This is a genomic window from Pseudomonas sp. TMB3-21, from assembly GCF_054898145.1.
Genome location: NZ_CM142718.1, coordinates 3,917,330 through 3,933,431, shown reverse-complemented (window position 1 = coordinate 3,933,431; position 16,102 = coordinate 3,917,330). Strand labels below are relative to the sequence as shown.

The following is a 16,102-nucleotide window of genomic DNA, read 5'->3' as shown; positions in this document are numbered from 1 at the left end:
GCGACATCGGCAATGACCGTCTCTCAACAGTAAGGGAAGCCTGTGGAGTCAGTTTTACGCAAAAAATGGCCGGTGATCCTGTTGTCCATCGGCTTGTACCCCTCCTTAATCGTCGGCGCCCGCGCCGACGACAATCTCGACAACAGCTTGCGCAGCATCAGCCCGACGCAACTGCAATCGCCAATGCCAAATGCCGGCGGCCCGCGCCCTGCCCCTATACAGCGCGAGTCTGACGACGCCGCCGCTCAAAGTCTGGGGCTGGAACAAGCGGTCAGGCTGGCAGTGGATTGGCACCCCCGCATCGGCGAGGCCATCGGCACCCTTTTGCAACAGGGCGAAGGTGTGAATGTGGCCGAATCAGGCTACTACCCGCAAGTCTCCGGCGGCATCAAGGGCGGCTACACCAGCGGATACGGGAGCGATGCCGGCAGCCAGTCGGTGAGCATTTCGCTCAAGCAGATGCTCTACGACTTCGGCAAGGTCTCCAGCGCCGTGGACGCTTCCCGCGCCCGGGTAGCCCGCAGCCAGGCCGGCATTTTGCTGGCAATCGACGACATTGCCCGTGACACCTCGCGGGCCTACATCGAGGTGCAGCGCTATCAGCGTCTGCTGGACATCGCGCGTGCGCAAATCCAGGGCATCGGCGGCATCGTCGACCTGGCAAAGCAGCGCAATGACATGGGCGCCAGCACCCGCTCCGATGTGGTTCAGGCGCAGTCCCGAGCAGAAGGCGCGATGGCCACGTTGCAAGAATTCAAGGCGCAGTACGCGCGCTGGCAGGCGACCCTGACCAGCCTGCTCGGTCGCCGCACGCCACCCGCCGTCGGTGAAACGGTCGCGCCGACGCTGAGTCAGGCCTGCGATGCTTCGCAAGTGTCCGATGCCCTGCCCGCCGTCTTGCAAGCCGCCGCGCAACGCACCCAGGCGCAAGCCGAACTGGCGCAGGCCAAGGCTGAGGCCTATCCCACGCTGTCGCTGCAACCGTCGCTCAATCAATACCTGGACGATAACTATGACGACCAGAATCCGGCGGCGGATCGCACCCAGGTCGGGATCTTCCTCAACCTTGAAATCCCGATCTATCAGGGCGGCGCCATCAGCGCCCGGAGCCGCGCGGCCGGTCATGCGCTGACTGCCGCGGATTCGGCCGAAGATTTTGCGCGACTGCAGGCGCGCCAGGGTCTCAGCGAAGCCCAGGCGCAGACCTCCGGGCTGAATCGTCGCCTGCGCTCGCTGGAATACCGCCAGACCAGCATCACCGAGGCTCGCCAATTGTATGGCCGCCAGTACCTGGAACTGGGCACCCGCCCGTTGCTTGATTTGCTCAACGCCGAGCAGGAAATCCACCAGTCGCGCTTCGACCTGGTCAATACCCAGGCCGAACTGCAACGTCTGCAGATCGACTGCTTCTACAACAGCGGTGCGATGCGCCGGGTCTTCGGTATTGACCACAGCGCCATCCAGAATGTCGAGATACTGCCATGACCGATGCCAGCGTCCTCACCTCCGAGCCCGCGACTGCCGAGGCTCGAGAAGATTATTCGCCGTGGCTCGAAGCGGTGCTCAACGTCGCGCGGCACTATCGCCTGGACATTTCCCCGGAGAGCGTGCGTCTGGCCTCGGTGCACAGCGAGGGCCGCCTCGAAGCAGTCGTCCGGCACATGGCCCGCCAGGCCGGACTGAGCGTGAAGTTCGCGGTGTTCGATACCAAGAGCCTGAGCCGCTGGCGTACGCCTGTGGTAGTTCAACTGCGCGATGGCCAGGTCGGCGTCATCGAGAGTATCGGTGAGACGGGCGAGCTCGGCGTATGTTTCAGCGGCGATCAAGGCTTGCAGAGCCGCGTGGACGCCGCGGTTCTCGCCGAGCAGGCCGTGCGCACGCTGATCCTGCGACCGACGCAACCCGTGGCGGACGTTCGCACCAACGACTACATCAAACCGTACGACGAGCACTGGTTTCGGCGCATCGTCCTGACCGACCTGCGGCCCTACAGCCAGGTCATGCTCGCCTCGTTGGTGGCGAACCTGCTCGGCATGGCCGGGGTACTGTTCTCCATGCAGGTGTATGACCGGGTGATCCCGGCCGAGTCGTTGCCCACGCTCTACGTACTGTTCGGCGGCGTGATGCTCGCCCTGCTGTTCGATTTCGTGATGCGCATCCTGCGTCTGCGCATCACCGATGTGCTAGGCAAGCGCGCCGACCTGCGCGTCTCCGACCTGGTGTTCGGTCATGCCCTGCGCCTGCGCAATTCAGCCAGGCCGAAATCCACTGGCTCATTTATCTCTCAGTTGCGCGAGCTGGAGCAGATTCGCGACCTGATCACCTCGAGCACTGCCACAGCGCTGGCCGACATGCCGTTTTTTCTACTGTTCCTGCTGGTGTTTTATCTGATCGGTGGCCCGCTGGTGCTGATCCCCTTGGTGGCGCTGGTGCTGATGCTGTTGCCAGGGATCGTTGCGCAACCGCGGCTGGCAAAATTTGCCAATGCGTCGATGCGCGAAGCCGCCCTGCGCAATGCCATGCTCGTCGAAAGCGTGCAAGGCCTGGACGACATCAAAGCGCTGCAGGCCGAGCAACGTTTCCAGCAACAATGGAATCAGTACAACGCCGCCTCGGCTGATAGCAGCCTGCGCTTGCGCACCTTGACCAACAGCCTGGTGGCCTGGACGCAGAACGTGCAAGGCGGGGTTTTTGCGGTGGTCATCGTGTTCGGCGCACCGATGGTGATTGCCGCAGACCTGACCACCGGCAGCCTGGTTGCGGCCTCGATTTTGTCGTCGCGCATGATGGGGCCGATGGCGCAACTGACCCACGTGCTCACCCGCTGGCAACAGGCCAAGGTCGCGCTCGAAGGCTTGAACCGGATCATGCAAATGCCGGTGGATCATCCCGAAGGCAGTCAGCGCGTGCACCTGCCGGCAATTCGCGGTGACTACCGGATGCGCCAGGCCGGTTTCCGCTACAGCGAGGAATCCTCACCGGCGCTCACCGGCATCGACCTGAAGATTCAGCCCGGCGAACGCATTGCCCTGCTCGGCCGCAACGGTGCCGGCAAGTCGACGCTGCTCCAGGCGCTGGGCGGCGCGATGGATCTGAGTAGCGGTGAAACCACGCTGGACGGCATATCACTGGCGCACCTCGACCCCGCCGACCTGCGACGCGATGTCGGCCTGCTGTCACAGCAGGCGCGGCTGTTCCACGGCACGTTGCGCGACAACATCACCCTCGGCGCGGGCCAAGCGAGCGATCAGGAAATCATCGCGGCGCTGACTGTAACTGGCGCTCTCGACTTTGTCCGCCAGTTACCCAAAGGCATGGACCATCTGATACTCGAAGGAGGTCTTGGCCTGTCCGGCGGTCAGCGTCAGAGCCTGCTGCTGTCGCGGCTGTTGATCCGCCAGCCACAAGTGTTGTTGCTGGACGAGCCGACTGCCGCGCTCGATGACGTTACCGAACGTTTGCTGCTGGAGAAACTGGCGAGCTGGGCTCAGGGCCGAACCCTGGTGGTCGCAACGCACCGGCTCAGCGTGCTGCAACTGGTGGAGCGGATTATCGTGCTGGATAACGGGCGCATCGTCATCGACGACCACCGTGACGCGGCCCTCGCCCGCTTGCGTGCGCCTGGCAAGGGAGCGGCAGTATGAAATCGATGATAACGGACGTACCGGAGCCGATGTCCTACCTCGACGGGCGCGACGAGCGTGCCATCGCAGGAGGCGCGCGGGTAATCTGGGGTTGCGCGCTGATGCTCGCCTGTTTCATCGCCTGGGCAGCGTGGTTCGAGGTGGTGGAGGTCTCCAACGGCACCGGTAAAGTGGTGCCCAGCTCTCGCGAACAAGTGATTCAGTCAATGGAAGGCGGCATTCTTGAACAGCTCAACGTCACCGAAGGTGCACTGGTCGAACGTGGCCAGATCCTCGCGCAGCTCGACCCGGTGAAAAACCAGTCCAACGTCGGCGAAAGCGCGGCCAAGTACCGCGCGGCGTTGGCCAGCGTCAATCGACTGCAAGCCGAGGTCAGCGAAAAACCATTGGCGTTCGACCCGTCGCTGCAGGAATTTGCGGACTTGATCCGCGCCGAAACCGAGCTCTACCGCACCCGCCGCAAAGCCCTGGCGCAAACCCTGGACGGCATCCAGAGCTCGCTGAAACTGGTGCGCAGCGAATTGGAGATCACAGAGAATCTGGCGAAGATCGGCGCATCGAGCCGGGTCGAGGTGTTGCGCCTGACCCGTCAGCGCTCGGAGCTGGAATTGAAGGCGACCGAAGCGCGCTCCGACTACATGGTGCGCGCCCGCGAAGACCTGGCCAAGGCCAACGCCGAAGCGCAGATGCTCGAAGCGGTGATCCGTGGTCGCACCGATTCGCTGTCACGCCTGACCTTGCGCTCGCCGGTGCGCGGGATCGTCAAAGACATTGAGGTCAACACGATTGGCGGCGTGATCGCGCCCAATGGCCAAGTGATGCAGATCGTGCCGCTCGATGAACAATTGCTGATCGAGACGCGCATCTCCCCGCGCGACATTGCTTTTATCCATCCCGACCAGCCCGCGAAGGTCAAGATCACGGCCTACGACTATTCGATCTACGGCAGCCTGGACGGCCAAGTGGTAACGATCTCCCCGGACACCCTTCAGGACGATGCCAAACCAGAGATCTTTTACTACCGCGTGTTCATCCGCACTCACTCGGATGAACTGCGCAACAAGGCCGGCAAACGCTTCGCCATCGTGCCTGGCATGATCGCCACGGTCGATATCCGCACGGGCGAAAAAACCGTGCTGGATTACCTGATCAAACCGCTCAACCGAGCCCGCGAAGCATTGCGCGAACGCTGATCAGCGACTGGCCAGTTTGGTGGCCGGCGGCGCAGCCGGAGCAACGCTGGCGAGGTAGCGCGACCACTCGCGATTGATTTCGGCGTAGGGCAGGAAAATGCTGACCCGCGGTTGGTCCATCAGGTCTGCGCGTTTGAGTCTGCTGACATCATCGCGGGTCAGGAACGCCACGTTGATCCCGACCGCTTTACCATCGGCGGAAAATACCGGGCCGCCCGACATGCCTTTGGCCAGTGCGCCAGTGTGGGTGCCGTAGAGCACATTGCCCTCTTTGACGTCCAGGCGAACCATGGCCGGCAAGGCAAGACCGCTGCCTTTGACCGACATGTACAGCGAATTGAACCCGACCGAGGTCAGTGCTTCGCCCGGCTTGTAACCACGCCATGACGGTACGCTGCTGGCCTTGTGACGGAAGAACTGCACGTCCGCCTGCCCCTGGAAAACCGCCCCCGACAAATACGGGATGTGCTTTACCGTGACGGCGTATTCCTCGTTCCATTGCACGGCCGAACCCATCAGCACGTAAGGCAAAGGCGCGCCGGAGTGAACGATAAAGGCTTGGTCGAAAACAGGATCCTGGATAAAAGCGACTGGCATTCCATTGCACCCGCTGAGCAGCAACGAAGCTGCAACAAGTGACTTGAGGGGGCGCATTGTTGACACACTGGGAAGTCGAGAGGGGGTGCAATATGTCATTGCGCCATCATTTTAAGCAATAGGCTAAACCTACCGCTTGTCGACTTCCAATACAGTGAGTTAATTGGATCCAGTTAGGGCGTGCCCGCAACACCCTGTCCACTGGCGCTATACCTAAGCTCCAGCCTGGGCGTGGCAGCATGACCGTCAGTCAGAATGCGAACTGCCCGTGGGGTCGTCCAGTTGAATGACGTTTCCCTTACTCCAGGCATCGGCCCCCGCGTCGATATCAGGTGCAGGGATGTCGGCTCGCGCCTTCTTCTTCTCCGAGCTGTTTATGCCAAATCTGTTATCCCGTTCCCTGACCATTTTCGGGTCGGCCTGGCCATCGGCAGTGAATCCCATCATCAGTTGAGGAACACCCAAAGGCAGCTCTTTATTCAGGTCGGTGTGCCACGTATGCCATGTCTTGCCATAGGTATTAACGAGCTTTTCCATGAGCGCATGTTCGGCAACTTCTGGAATCCCGGGCGCAATTAATTGACCCGACTTCACCTCATGAACATGGCTGTGCCACAGCGCCTTTTCCGCACCGGGCAATCTGGCGAACAGTTGCTTGCTGATGATGTATTCCACTCCCATCAACTTGGCGTCCTTGCGATTGCCGTCGTAGATCACGCACTGGATGACCTCTTCGTTCAGGATCGAACAATAGTGGTGAGCTTCCATCTGCACGTCGCGGTGCCCGTTGTAGAAATGAAATCCATCGAGGTAGGCGTTGAGCGCTTCGATCGGCGGGCGCGATTGAAGCAGCGCTGCGCCCGCCTCCAGCGTTTTGGTGCTGGAAGTCTTCGCCTCGCCCGGTGCAAGCACCTTCGACGCCGTATTGTTGCCCGCGCACGCAGTCAGCAACCCGATGACGGCGAACGTCATCACTGTTCTGGACGCGATCTGATAATCAGCATTGAACTTGATCTCTTTCATTGCCCTGACTTCCTTCCATTGGCGATGCAGTCACCGTTGGACAGTGGAAGTGCCGATGAGATCAAAAAAACGCTCGGGGCAGGCTCATCCACACGTAGCCCAGACTCGCGGAATAAAGGAAAGCCAGGTTGAATGACCGGTACCCACCGAGCAAGCTCAGGAAAGAACCCGTCATTCACGCAAATGCGTTCGCCCGAGGAGGAAAACCCTGCCTCCCCGCGTATCGCGGTTTTCCAGCCGAACGCCCATGCATGTAAACATCAATTGCCCTGGCCGCAGCTCTGGGAGTAGGAGCCATAGTCGAACGCCTGAGTTGCACCAGCCGAATCAAGGTAAGTCAGCCGAGTCTGGACGATCCCGCAGCCGGAGGCCGATGCCTCTTTAATCGACAGTACTTTGGCAATGTCCAGATGATCGCCGTACATGTAAGCGGCAGGTTTGACTTCGTTCTGAGCGTTCGCTGCGACTGCGCTCACGCTGAGCAGGGCAAACAATGAAGCGAGGCTGAGGTTCTTCCAGTTCATGACATATCTCCGAACGTTGAGGGCATATGCGAGACGGGATGTGCTGTCTCGTTGGTTCCCATTTAACGGCCGTCAGGTATCCCGGATGTGTCACTCAGGGCTTCGAAATAAACATTACGTATCGACAGGCAGCCTGGATACACAGCGATACATTTCGAGCTGGGCGCTTTTTTTCAGTGTGAGTTGAAAGGGCTGATCCCCTATCTGCAGAAACGGAGAAAGGCGGGGTTTGTCGTCAGGGTTTGGCTTGATGCGCCTCGCCAACATGCGCATCCATCGGCTTCGTCTCCGGCACGATAAAACTCACCACTGTACTGGTGAGGATCTTGTGAGTCGGGTCAGCCACCTCCAGCAACACCTTGTGAGGGCCCGGCGTCAGCCCGACCAGAATAATCGGGTCTTCACTGGTGTGCGCCCATGTTCCCTTCCAGTCATCGACGGTCACATGCAGGTGGCCGAGACGCGGTGATACCTCCTGCGCCTCTTTGCCAAACACCGGAATGATCCTGGCGTGCTCGGCTCGATACTGAATAATGACAACACCACGAGCGAGCGGCGCGGCCAGCGGTGGATAGGCAATAAGTCGGGGCGCTGTTTCGGATTCCAGCGGGAGAATGGGCGGCGGGCTGTTATCGGCGAGCCCCTGCCCGGACGCTGCCATACACAGAACGAAGCCCAAAGCTGGAGCTGATGGATTTCCGAGAGCAAGGCGCATGGAATTTTCCTCCCGAGTGATCCTGTTAAGGCTAGATCAAACCGGGCAGTTGTCTACGCCTGCCAATGGGTTTTGGCCACTCGAAACGGCCTAGCAACCAAGGGCATCTGCCGCTTCCGTGAGGGAGTCGACGATCACATCCCAATCCTGTTCAGCCTTCAGGTCAGATGTCTGGCCTGGCCCATGTTCAGTCGGGCGCCGAACAAACACCGTTTTGAGCCCAATAGCACGAGCGGCGGCCAGATCGGAATTGTGCGCAGCCACCATCGCGATTTGCGCCGGTGCCAGGCCCACGGCCTTTGCGGACTTCAAGTAGGTCTGCGGCTGAGGTTTATAGGTTCCGGCGATCTCCGCGCCGAGGATCACATCCCAAGGCAAACCGCCGAATTTCGCGAGATTGAGCATGCCGGCAATGTGCCCGTTCGACAGCGCACCGATCGAGAATTTGCCCTTCAGTCGCGTTAGTGCAGTGACGGAGTCAGGCCAAGGGTCGAGCCTCTCCCATGCCTTGTTGAGGTCCACCAGTTCGGCGTTTGTAATTCCGCCAAAATCGGCGTCGTGCCTGGCCAGCACGGATTCCAGATTTTCCCGGTTCAGAACATCGAGCGTCACGAACGGCCGCTCTCCAGAGCGCACGCGTTGCATGGAGGGTTGATAGAGCCCTCGCCACTGATCGGCGAAGTCGAGGGGGTCAACGTTCAGACCATGACGCTGAAGAAATGCAGCCGCGGCTCGGGCGACACCGCTCCGCCAGTCCACGACGGTTCCGAACACGTCGAAACCGAGAAAACTTACCTCGTGCAGGTTGGTCATGCGGTTGCTCCTGAAATAAGACGTGTGATTTTTTCAACCCACTCACTTGGAGAATCCTCGCCCACCAAGCGGGCAATGCATCGAATCCGTAGTAAGGCACATTGACCGCTATTTTGTACTGACCTCGGGGCACGCCATTTCATTTCATCGGTAGCCGATTAGAAACTCATTTAAGGGACTTGTGCTTCACGTATTATGGTATACCATCAGACGCACAGACACCTTTCACCCGATACGGAGCAGCTCATGAGTTTCGAAATTCGCAAGATCGTCAGCTATGTCGAAGAAACCTTCATCGAAGGCGGCAAAGCCACCGATAAGCCAGTGACTATGGTCGGCCTGGCCGTTGTCATGAAAAATCCTTGGGTAGGCAATGGCTTCGTCGAAGACCTGAAACCACAGATCAGAGCCAACTGCTCCGATCTCGGCGCGATGATGGTCGAGCGTCTGGTGAGCATCATTGGCGGCGCCGAAAAAATCGAAGCGTATGGCAAAGCTGCCGTCGTTGGCGCAGACGGCGAGATCGAACATGCCTCCGCCGTGATTCACACCTTGCGTTTCGGCAATCACTACCGTGAAGCGGTCAAGGCCAAGAGCTATCTGAGCTTTACCAACAAGCGCGGTGGGCCGGGCAGCTCGATTCAGATTCCGATGATGCATAAGGACGACGAAGGTCTGCGTTCGCACTACATCACCCTGGAAATGAAGATCGAAGATGCGCCCCGCGCCGACGAAATCGTCGTGGTATTGGGCTGCGCCGATGGCGGTCGCCTGCATCCTCGCATTGGTAACCGCTACATCGATCTGGAAGAACTGGCCGCTGAAAAAGCCCAGTAATTCTGCCGAGTACCAAAACAAAAAGGCATGCAGGAGCGCTCCATGATTCGGCTCACCGCTGAACGCACCCCGGCTGGCACCAGTTACCTGGCGACCGGCCAAGGCCAGCCCGTGGTCTTGATCCACGGCGTGGGCCTGAACAAAGAAATGTGGGGCGGCCAAATCGTTGGCCTGGCCACCCAATACCGTGTGGTTGCCTACGATATGCTCGGCCACGGTGCCAGCCCGCGTCCTGAAAGCGGTACACCGCTGCTGGGCTACGCCGACCAGTTGCTGGAATTGCTCGACCACCTGCAATTGCCTCAAGCGACGGTGATCGGCTTCTCCATGGGTGGCCTTGTCGCCAGAGCATTTGCGTTGCACTACCCGCAACGCCTGCAAGGCCTGGTGGTACTCAACAGCGTGTTCAACCGCAGTCCCGAACAGCGCGCCGGGGTCATTGCCCGCACCGCTCAAGCGGCCGAACACGGCCCGGATGCGAATGCGGAAGCGGCGCTCTCCCGCTGGTTCAGCCGCGAGTATCAGGCCGCCAACCCGGCGCAGATTGCCGCGCTGCGCCAAACGCTGGCGGACAACGACCCGCAGGGCTATTTGACCACTTACGAGCTGTTCGCCACACAAGACATGTACCGCGCCGAGGACCTGGGCAGTATTCAAGCGCCGACCCTCGTCGCCACGGGCGAGCTGGACCCCGGATCAACACCGCAAATGGCCAGACAGCTGGCCGCGCAAATTCCCGGAGCCACCGTTGCCGTGCTCGCCGAGCAACGGCATATGATGCCCGTAGAATCGCCGCGCCTGGTCAACCAGCTGCTGCTGGAATTCCTCGACACTGCGCACTCCCGACCCACCCAGATAAAGGGGATCGTTGCATGACGCTCGCACGCTTCCAGATGTGCATTGGCGGTGAATGGGTTGACGCCCTCTCCGGCAAGACTTTCGACAGCCTCAACCCAGCGCTGGCAGAACCGTGGGCGCAACTGCCCGATGCCGACGAAGCCGATGTGGAGCGCGCCGTACAGGCGGCGCAAACGGCTTTCGACAGCCCTGCCTGGCGCGGATTGACGGCCACCGCCCGCGGCAAGCTGCTGCGCCGCCTCGGCGACCTGATTGCCGAAAACAAGGAGCAGCTGGCGCAACTGGAAAGCCGCGACAACGGCAAGCTCATTCGCGAAACCCGTGGCCAGGTCAGCTATCTGCCGGAGTTCTTCCACTACACCGCAGGGCTCGCCGACAAGCTCGAAGGCGGCACTCTGCCGCTGGACAAGCCGGATCTGTTCGCCTACACCGTGCACGAAGCCATGGGCGTGGTCGCCGCGATCATTCCCTGGAACAGCCCTCTGTACCTGACCGCGATCAAGCTGGCCCCGGCCCTGGCCGCTGGCAATACCATCGTGATCAAACCTTCGGAGCACGCTTCGGCGACCATTCTCGAGCTGGCGCGTCTGGCACTTGAGGCCGGCATTCCGCCCGGCGTGGTCAACGTCGTCACGGGTTATGGGCCGAGCACCGGCGCCGCCCTCACCCGCCACCCGCTGGTCCGCAAAATCGCCTTCACCGGCGGCGCGGCGACCGCGCGACATGTCGTGCGCAGCAGCGCCGAAAACTTCGCCAGGCTGTCGCTGGAACTGGGTGGCAAGTCACCCAATATTATTTTCGCCGATGCCCACCTCGACAGTGCAATCAACGGCGCGATTGCCGGCATCTACGCTGCCTCTGGCCAAAGTTGCGTGTCGGGCTCGCGCCTGCTGGTTCAGGACGAAATTTACGATGAGTTTGTCGAACGGCTGATCGAACGGGCCAAACGCATCCGCATTGGCAACCCGCAGGAAGACAGCAGCGAAATGGGCCCCATGGCCACTGCGCAACAGCTGGCAGTCGTCGAAGGTCTGGTCGCTGATGCTATCGCCGAAGGGGCGCACCTGCGACTGGGTGGCAAACGCCCGCAGGGTTTGGGCGAAGGCTGGTTCTACGAACCCACGCTGTTCGAGTGCGACCGCAATTCGATGAAAATCATGCAGGAAGAAGTGTTTGGCCCGGTCGCCTCGGTCATCCGCTTCAAGGATGAAGCCGAGGCGCTGGCGATTGCCAATGACTCGCAATTTGGCCTCGCTGCAGGCATCTGGACCCGCGACCTGGGGCGTGCACATCGCCTCGCCCGGGACGTGCGTTCGGGGATCATCTGGGTTAACACCTACCGCGCGGTCTCGGCCATGGCGCCGATCGGCGGCTTCAAGAACAGCGGCTATGGACGCGAGAGCGGCATCGATTCGGTGCTGGCCTACACCGAGTTGAAGACGGTGTGGATCAATCTGTCCCAGGCGCCCATGCCTGATCCGTTTGTGATGCGTTAGGAGAATTTTGAAATGATCGAACCCGGCATTTACAAAGACGTCATGAGCTCCTTTCCATCAGGGGTAACGGTAGTCACCACACTCGACCCGGAAGGCGGCATCGTCGGCATCACTGCCAGCGCCTTCAGTGCGCTGTCGATTGACCCCGCGCTGGTGTTGTTCTGTCCCAACTACGCCTCCGATACCTATCCGGTGTTGCGCGACAGCAAGCAGTTTGCGATCCACCTGCTGTCCGCTGACCAGACAGCCGAAGCCTATGCCTTCGCCAGTAAAGGCAAGGACAAAGCCAAGGCCATCGAGTGGCACCTGAGCGAGTTGGGCAACCCGTTGCTGGCCAAGGCGACGGCGATCATCGAGTGCGAACTGTGGCGCGAATACGACGGCGGCGATCACGCGATCATCGTTGGCGCAGTGAAAAACCTGATCCTGCCCGAGCAGCCGGTGACGCCGATGATCTACCACAAAGGCAAGCTGGGCGCCCTGCCCGTCCTGACCTGACCAACCCAAAAACTGTAGGAGCGAGCCTGCTCGCGATGCGGTGCACCCGTCATGATTGATGCTGAATGTACCCCAGCCATCGCGAGCAGGCTCGCTCCCACAGGTGATCTACCTAAAACTCCAGGAGCCAGCATGAGTCCAGCAGCCTCACTACTGTTCCGCCAGCAGGCCTACATCGATGGCCAATGGCTCGATGCCGCCGATGGCGCCAGTCAGGAAATCTTCAATCCGGCGAACGGCGAATTCATCGGACGGGTGCCAAACCTTGGCGCGAAGGAAGCAAAACAAGCCATCGCGGCCGCTGACAAAGCATGGCCAGCGTGGCGCGCATTGACCGCCAAGGAACGCAGCCAGATTCTCAAGCGCTGGCATGCGCTGATGCTCGAGAACTCCGACGCGCTGGCAGAAATCCTCACCCTCGAACAAGGCAAGCCGCTGGCGGAAGCCAAGGGGGAAATTCTCTACGCGGCGAGCTTCATCGAGTGGTTCGCCGAAGAGGCCAAGCGCATCTACGGCGACACCATACCGAGCCACAAAAGCGATGCACGCATTGTGGTCAGCAAAGAGCCCATCGGCGTCGTTGCGGCCATTACACCGTGGAATTTTCCGGCAGCGATGATTACCCGCAAGGCCGGCCCGGCGCTGGCCGCTGGTTGCCCTTGCATTGTCAAACCCGCGCCCGAAACGCCATTCTCGGCGCTGGCCATGGCCGCTCTGGCCGAGCAGGCCGGCATCCCGCCGGGTATTTTCAATGTCATCACTGGCGACGCCATCGCCATTGGCGCCGAGCTGACGTCAAGTCCTTTGGTGCGCAAGCTGTCGTTCACCGGCTCCACCGCCATCGGCAAACTGCTCATGGCGCAGTGCGCACCGACGCTGAAAAAAGTCTCGCTGGAGCTCGGCGGCAATGCGCCCTTTATCGTTTTCGATGACGCCAATCTGGAGCGCGCCGTCGAAGGGGCGATGATCGCCAAGTTTCGCAACGCCGGGCAGACGTGCGTGTGCGTCAATCGCTTTCTGGTGCAGGCCGGCATCCACGACGCGTTTGTAGCGCGACTGGCCGAACGCGTGGCCGAACTCAAGGTGGGCAGCGGCTTCGAGCAAGGCATCAATCAGGGCCCTTTGATCAATGAGCGCGCCGTGGCCAAAGTCGAAGACCACGTGCAGGACGCCTTGAGCCAGGGCGCGCAATTGCTCTGCGGCGGCGAGCGTCATGCATTGGGCCACGGGTTCTTCCAGCCGACCGTCCTGGCCGGCGTAACCCTGGCGATGAAAGTCGCCCGGGATGAAACCTTCGGTCCGCTGGCCGCCGTGTTCCGCTTCGACACCGAAGCCGAAGCCGTTCACATGGCCAACGACACCGAATTCGGCCTCGCCGCCTATTGCTACACCCGTGATCTGGGTCGCGCATGGCGCATGAGTGAAGCACTCGAATACGGCATGGTCGGCATTAACGAAGGGTTGATCTCCACGGAAGTTGCCCCCTTTGGCGGGATCAAATCTTCGGGTCTCGGCCGTGAAGGCTCCAAGTACGGCATCGAAGATTACCTGGAACTCAAATACACCCTGATGGGTGGGCTGGACGACTTCGGGAGCACGCCGCGATGAGTACCGACAAGTACGAAAACGGCTTGCAGATCCGCACTCAGGTGTTGGGCGAAGCCTACGTGAAACGCTCGATCGAGAACGCCGACGACTTCACCCGCCCGCTTCAGGAAATGGTCACCGAATACTGCTGGGGGCATGTCTGGGGCCGGGAGGGTTTGTCGCTTAAAGAGCGCAGCATGATAAACTTGGCCATGATTTCGGCCCTCAATCGGCCGCACGAGCTCAAGCTGCATGTACGTGGTGCCTTGCGTAACGGGCTGAGTCGTGAACAAATACGCGAAATTCTGCTTCAGGTCGGTATTTATTGCGGCGTTCCCGCGGCCGTCGATAGCTTCCGGCTCGCCCGTGAAGCGTTCGCCGAAGCCGATGCCGAGGCCTCCAGTTAACCTTTGGCTGTTGATTGACTGAGCACGATGATCCACGGATCGAAGTGCTCTTTTTGCATGGACAGCCACACTCAGAGCGGACCCCATGAAACGCCTGCCACTCGACGACAGCTTCAAGGTCAATCGCAATCCCGTTACCCTGCGCGAAATCGTGCTGGACAAGCTGCGCACCGCCATCATGAACTTTCAGCTCCTGCCGGGAGACCGTTTGGTCGAACGCGATCTGTGCGATCGTCTTGGCGTCAGTCGCACGTCGGTTCGCGAAGCATTGCGTCACCTGGAGTCCGAGGGGCTGGTGGAATTCGCCGATGCCAAGGGCCCGCGCGTGGCGATCATTACCCTCGCCGATGCCGTCGACATCTACGAGCTGCGGTGTGTCCTCGAAGGATTGATCGTTCAGCTGTTCACCCTGCGCGCCAAGGCGAAGGACATCAAGGCCTTGGAAAAAGCCCTTGCAGAGAACCGCAAGGCGCTCAAAGAAGGGGAACTGCAACAGGTCATCGACTCGGTACAAGGCTTTTACGACGTCTTGCTCGAAGGCTCGGGCAACCACGTGGCGGCCACCCAACTGCGTCAGTTGCAGGCACGCATCAGCTACCTGCGAGCGACTTCGGTGTCCCAGGAAAATCGCCGTGGCGCCAGTAACCAGGAAATGGAACGCATGGTGGAAGCGATCAAAAGCGGTGATGCTTTGGCCGCACATCAGGCGTGCGTCGATCACGTTCGGGCTGCCGCCGCCGTCGCCCTCGATTACCTCAAGCGCAAGCAGGAAGAAACCGGCGAACTGCCGCTGATCACCCTGCCCATCGCCCTCAAAGAACCACGCATAGGTCGCTAATCATGTTCAGCCCGAGCTTTTGTCCAAAGTGTGGCGGCGCTGACCTCAATCAGCAGCTGCCACCGGGCGATACGCACGAGCGACTGATGTGTCGAGGTTGTGGCTACATCCATTACATCAATCCGAAAATCATTGCCGGCTGCATCATCGAGCAGGACGGCAAATACCTGCTCTGCCAACGTGCAATCCCACCGCGCCCTGGCACCTGGACGCTGCCGGCAGGCTTTATGGAAGGTGGTGAGACCACCGAGCAGGCGGCGCTACGCGAAGTGTGGGAAGAAAGCGGTGTCCGTGCGGAAATTCTTTCGCCCTACTCGATTTTCAGCGTGCCGAAAATCAGCGAGGTGTACATCATCTTCCGCGCCATCGCGCTGGAGATCACCGGGCAATACGGGCCGGAGACGCTCGATTACAAATTCTTCGCGCCTGAGGATATTCCTTGGGAGAGCATTTACTACCCGGCGATCCGGCAGATTCTTGAGCGGTATATCGAGGAGCGGCAGGCGGGGGTTTACGGGATTTATATCGGCAATGATGACACCGGGAAGATTCACTTTATCCGCTAGCCGTGTATTTGTAGGAGCTGGCTTGCCAGCGATGGCGCCCTGCAGTTGACTGCGATCCATCTGCGAATGATGAGTCGCCTGTCAGGCAGCCATCGCTGGCAAGCCAGCTCCTACAATTGCTTCGGGCGCCACCCCCGGCCGTGCTCAAACCGGCGCCACGCCCTCTACGATAATGATCTGCGCCTGTGCCACACCTTCGCGATGGCGCTTGGCCTCCTGGTACTCATTTGACCGGTAACACGCGAGCGCCTGCTCGTAGGAATCAAACTCGATCACCACATTACGTTGCGCCTCAGGCCCTCCCTCCAACGCTTCGCTGCGCCCGCCCCGAGCCAACATCCGTCCGCCGTACAACGCGAAAGCCGCAGGCGCCCGCTGGGTGTATTGGCTGTATTGATCGGCATCCGCGACATCGACATGAGCAATCCAGTACGCCTTCATAGTGACCTCTCAGTGATTTCTGTATTATGGTATACCACATAATATCTCCATCAAACACTGAGAAT

General features: G+C 60.3%; 17 protein-coding genes. 11 read left to right on the top strand and 6 right to left on the bottom strand.

The window, feature by feature from the left end; genetic code table 11:
- Window positions 1-42: 42 nt before the first annotated feature.
- From ACYZTS_RS18065 to ACYZTS_RS18055, 3 genes are read left to right on the top strand one after another with little or no spacing between them, the layout of a single operon-like run.
- The gene (locus tag ACYZTS_RS18065; protein WP_461990949.1) at window positions 43-1,485 is read left to right on the top strand and encodes a TolC family outer membrane protein; all 1,443 of its coding nucleotides are present in this window, start codon (window positions 43-45) and stop codon (window positions 1,483-1,485) included.
- Complete coding sequence (locus tag ACYZTS_RS18060; protein ID WP_461990947.1) at window positions 1,482-3,644, top strand: type I secretion system permease/ATPase; 2,163 nt, start codon at window positions 1,482-1,484, stop codon at window positions 3,642-3,644. Before ACYZTS_RS18065 ends, ACYZTS_RS18060 begins: the two co-directional genes overlap by 4 nt.
- A 5-nt stretch (window positions 3,645-3,649) precedes the next feature.
- Window positions 3,650-4,837 carry an HlyD family efflux transporter periplasmic adaptor subunit gene (locus tag ACYZTS_RS18055; RefSeq protein ID WP_461996473.1) on the top strand — a complete coding sequence of 396 codons (1,188 nt, stop codon included), beginning with the start codon at window positions 3,650-3,652 and terminating at the stop codon, window positions 4,835-4,837.
- Here ACYZTS_RS18055 and ACYZTS_RS18050 read toward each other — a convergent pair whose 3' ends face one another.
- The 5 genes from ACYZTS_RS18050 to ACYZTS_RS18030 all read right to left on the bottom strand — a co-directional run bounded on the left by ACYZTS_RS18050 (window position 4,838) and on the right by ACYZTS_RS18030 (window position 8,509).
- Complete coding sequence (locus tag ACYZTS_RS18050; RefSeq protein ID WP_461990945.1) at window positions 4,838-5,434, bottom strand: serine protease; 597 nt, start codon at window positions 5,432-5,434, stop codon at window positions 4,838-4,840. It lies immediately after the preceding gene.
- A gap of 246 nt (window positions 5,435-5,680) precedes the next feature.
- Window positions 5,681-6,406 (bottom strand): OBAP family protein, encoded by a 726-nt coding sequence (locus tag ACYZTS_RS18045; RefSeq protein ID WP_461996471.1) that lies wholly within the window; start codon window positions 6,404-6,406, stop codon window positions 5,681-5,683.
- Window positions 6,407-6,717: 311 nt separating this feature from the next.
- Window positions 6,718-6,981 carry a DUF2790 domain-containing protein gene (locus ACYZTS_RS18040; RefSeq protein ID WP_028622900.1) on the bottom strand — a complete coding sequence of 88 codons (264 nt, stop codon included), beginning with the start codon at window positions 6,979-6,981 and terminating at the stop codon, window positions 6,718-6,720.
- A 235-nt stretch (window positions 6,982-7,216) separates the two neighbouring features.
- Window positions 7,217-7,696 carry a DUF6130 family protein gene (locus ACYZTS_RS18035; protein ID WP_461990943.1) on the bottom strand — a complete coding sequence of 160 codons (480 nt, stop codon included), beginning with the start codon at window positions 7,694-7,696 and terminating at the stop codon, window positions 7,217-7,219.
- Window positions 7,697-7,786: 90 nt separating this feature from the next.
- Window positions 7,787-8,509 (bottom strand): haloacid dehalogenase type II, encoded by a 723-nt coding sequence (locus tag ACYZTS_RS18030; RefSeq protein WP_461990941.1) that lies wholly within the window; start codon window positions 8,507-8,509, stop codon window positions 7,787-7,789.
- 246 nt (window positions 8,510-8,755) lie between these two features.
- On the opposite strand from ACYZTS_RS18030, the gene ACYZTS_RS18025 reads away from it, so the two are divergent.
- The 8 genes from ACYZTS_RS18025 to ACYZTS_RS17990 all read left to right on the top strand — a co-directional run bounded on the left by ACYZTS_RS18025 (window position 8,756) and on the right by ACYZTS_RS17990 (window position 15,596).
- Entirely contained in the window at window positions 8,756-9,346 is a 591-nt protein-coding gene (locus ACYZTS_RS18025; RefSeq protein ID WP_028622903.1) for an amino acid synthesis family protein, read from the top strand.
- Window positions 9,347-9,388: 42 nt separating this feature from the next.
- The gene (locus ACYZTS_RS18020; protein ID WP_461990939.1) at window positions 9,389-10,222 is read left to right on the top strand and encodes an alpha/beta fold hydrolase; all 834 of its coding nucleotides are present in this window, start codon (window positions 9,389-9,391) and stop codon (window positions 10,220-10,222) included.
- Window positions 10,219-11,700: an aldehyde dehydrogenase gene (locus ACYZTS_RS18015; protein ID WP_028622905.1), complete on the top strand. Its 1,482-nt coding sequence runs from the start codon at window positions 10,219-10,221 to the stop codon at window positions 11,698-11,700. Before ACYZTS_RS18020 ends, ACYZTS_RS18015 begins: the two co-directional genes overlap by 4 nt.
- 12 nt (window positions 11,701-11,712) lie before the next feature.
- On the top strand, window positions 11,713-12,198 hold the full coding sequence (locus tag ACYZTS_RS18010; RefSeq protein WP_461990937.1) for a flavin reductase family protein: 486 nt from the start codon (window positions 11,713-11,715) through the stop codon (window positions 12,196-12,198).
- Window positions 12,199-12,330: 132 nt separating this feature from the next.
- On the top strand, window positions 12,331-13,806 hold the full coding sequence (locus ACYZTS_RS18005; RefSeq protein ID WP_028622907.1) for an NAD-dependent succinate-semialdehyde dehydrogenase: 1,476 nt from the start codon (window positions 12,331-12,333) through the stop codon (window positions 13,804-13,806).
- Window positions 13,803-14,192: a carboxymuconolactone decarboxylase family protein gene (locus ACYZTS_RS18000; protein WP_028622908.1), complete on the top strand. Its 390-nt coding sequence runs from the start codon at window positions 13,803-13,805 to the stop codon at window positions 14,190-14,192. Before ACYZTS_RS18005 ends, ACYZTS_RS18000 begins: the two co-directional genes overlap by 4 nt.
- A gap of 85 nt (window positions 14,193-14,277) precedes the next feature.
- Window positions 14,278-15,030: a GntR family transcriptional regulator gene (locus tag ACYZTS_RS17995; protein WP_028622909.1), complete on the top strand. Its 753-nt coding sequence runs from the start codon at window positions 14,278-14,280 to the stop codon at window positions 15,028-15,030.
- A gap of 2 nt (window positions 15,031-15,032) precedes the next feature.
- Entirely contained in the window at window positions 15,033-15,596 is a 564-nt protein-coding gene (locus ACYZTS_RS17990; protein ID WP_461990934.1) for an NUDIX hydrolase, read from the top strand.
- 144 nt (window positions 15,597-15,740) lie between these two features.
- On the opposite strand, the gene ACYZTS_RS17985 is transcribed toward ACYZTS_RS17990, so the two are convergent.
- Entirely contained in the window at window positions 15,741-16,037 is a 297-nt protein-coding gene (locus ACYZTS_RS17985) for a DUF1330 domain-containing protein (protein ID WP_461990932.1), read from the bottom strand.
- Window positions 16,038-16,102 lie beyond the last annotated feature (65 nt).

Coding starts and splice junctions, on each gene's coding strand:
- ACYZTS_RS18060 (WP_461990947.1), top strand. CDS start 1,482: ATGACCGATGCCAGCGTCCTCACCTCCGAGCCCGCGACTGCCGAGGCT.
- ACYZTS_RS18055 (WP_461996473.1), top strand. CDS start 3,650: ATGATAACGGACGTACCGGAGCCGATGTCCTACCTCGACGGGCGCGAC.
- ACYZTS_RS18050 (WP_461990945.1), bottom strand. CDS start 5,434: ATGCCAGTCGCTTTTATCCAGGATCCTGTTTTCGACCAAGCCTTTATC.
- ACYZTS_RS18045 (WP_461996471.1), bottom strand. CDS start 6,406: ATGACGTTCGCCGTCATCGGGTTGCTGACTGCGTGCGCGGGCAACAAT.
- ACYZTS_RS18040 (WP_028622900.1), bottom strand. CDS start 6,981: ATGAACTGGAAGAACCTCAGCCTCGCTTCATTGTTTGCCCTGCTCAGC.
- ACYZTS_RS18035 (WP_461990943.1), bottom strand. CDS start 7,696: ATGCGCCTTGCTCTCGGAAATCCATCAGCTCCAGCTTTGGGCTTCGTT.
- ACYZTS_RS18030 (WP_461990941.1), bottom strand. CDS start 8,509: ATGACCAACCTGCACGAGGTAAGTTTTCTCGGTTTCGACGTGTTCGGA.
- ACYZTS_RS18025 (WP_028622903.1), top strand. CDS start 8,756: ATGAGTTTCGAAATTCGCAAGATCGTCAGCTATGTCGAAGAAACCTTC.
- ACYZTS_RS18020 (WP_461990939.1), top strand. CDS start 9,389: ATGATTCGGCTCACCGCTGAACGCACCCCGGCTGGCACCAGTTACCTG.
- ACYZTS_RS18015 (WP_028622905.1), top strand. CDS start 10,219: ATGACGCTCGCACGCTTCCAGATGTGCATTGGCGGTGAATGGGTTGAC.
- ACYZTS_RS18010 (WP_461990937.1), top strand. CDS start 11,713: ATGATCGAACCCGGCATTTACAAAGACGTCATGAGCTCCTTTCCATCA.
- ACYZTS_RS18005 (WP_028622907.1), top strand. CDS start 12,331: ATGAGTCCAGCAGCCTCACTACTGTTCCGCCAGCAGGCCTACATCGAT.
- ACYZTS_RS18000 (WP_028622908.1), top strand. CDS start 13,803: ATGAGTACCGACAAGTACGAAAACGGCTTGCAGATCCGCACTCAGGTG.
- ACYZTS_RS17995 (WP_028622909.1), top strand. CDS start 14,278: ATGAAACGCCTGCCACTCGACGACAGCTTCAAGGTCAATCGCAATCCC.
- ACYZTS_RS17990 (WP_461990934.1), top strand. CDS start 15,033: ATGTTCAGCCCGAGCTTTTGTCCAAAGTGTGGCGGCGCTGACCTCAAT.
- ACYZTS_RS17985 (WP_461990932.1), bottom strand. CDS start 16,037: ATGAAGGCGTACTGGATTGCTCATGTCGATGTCGCGGATGCCGATCAA.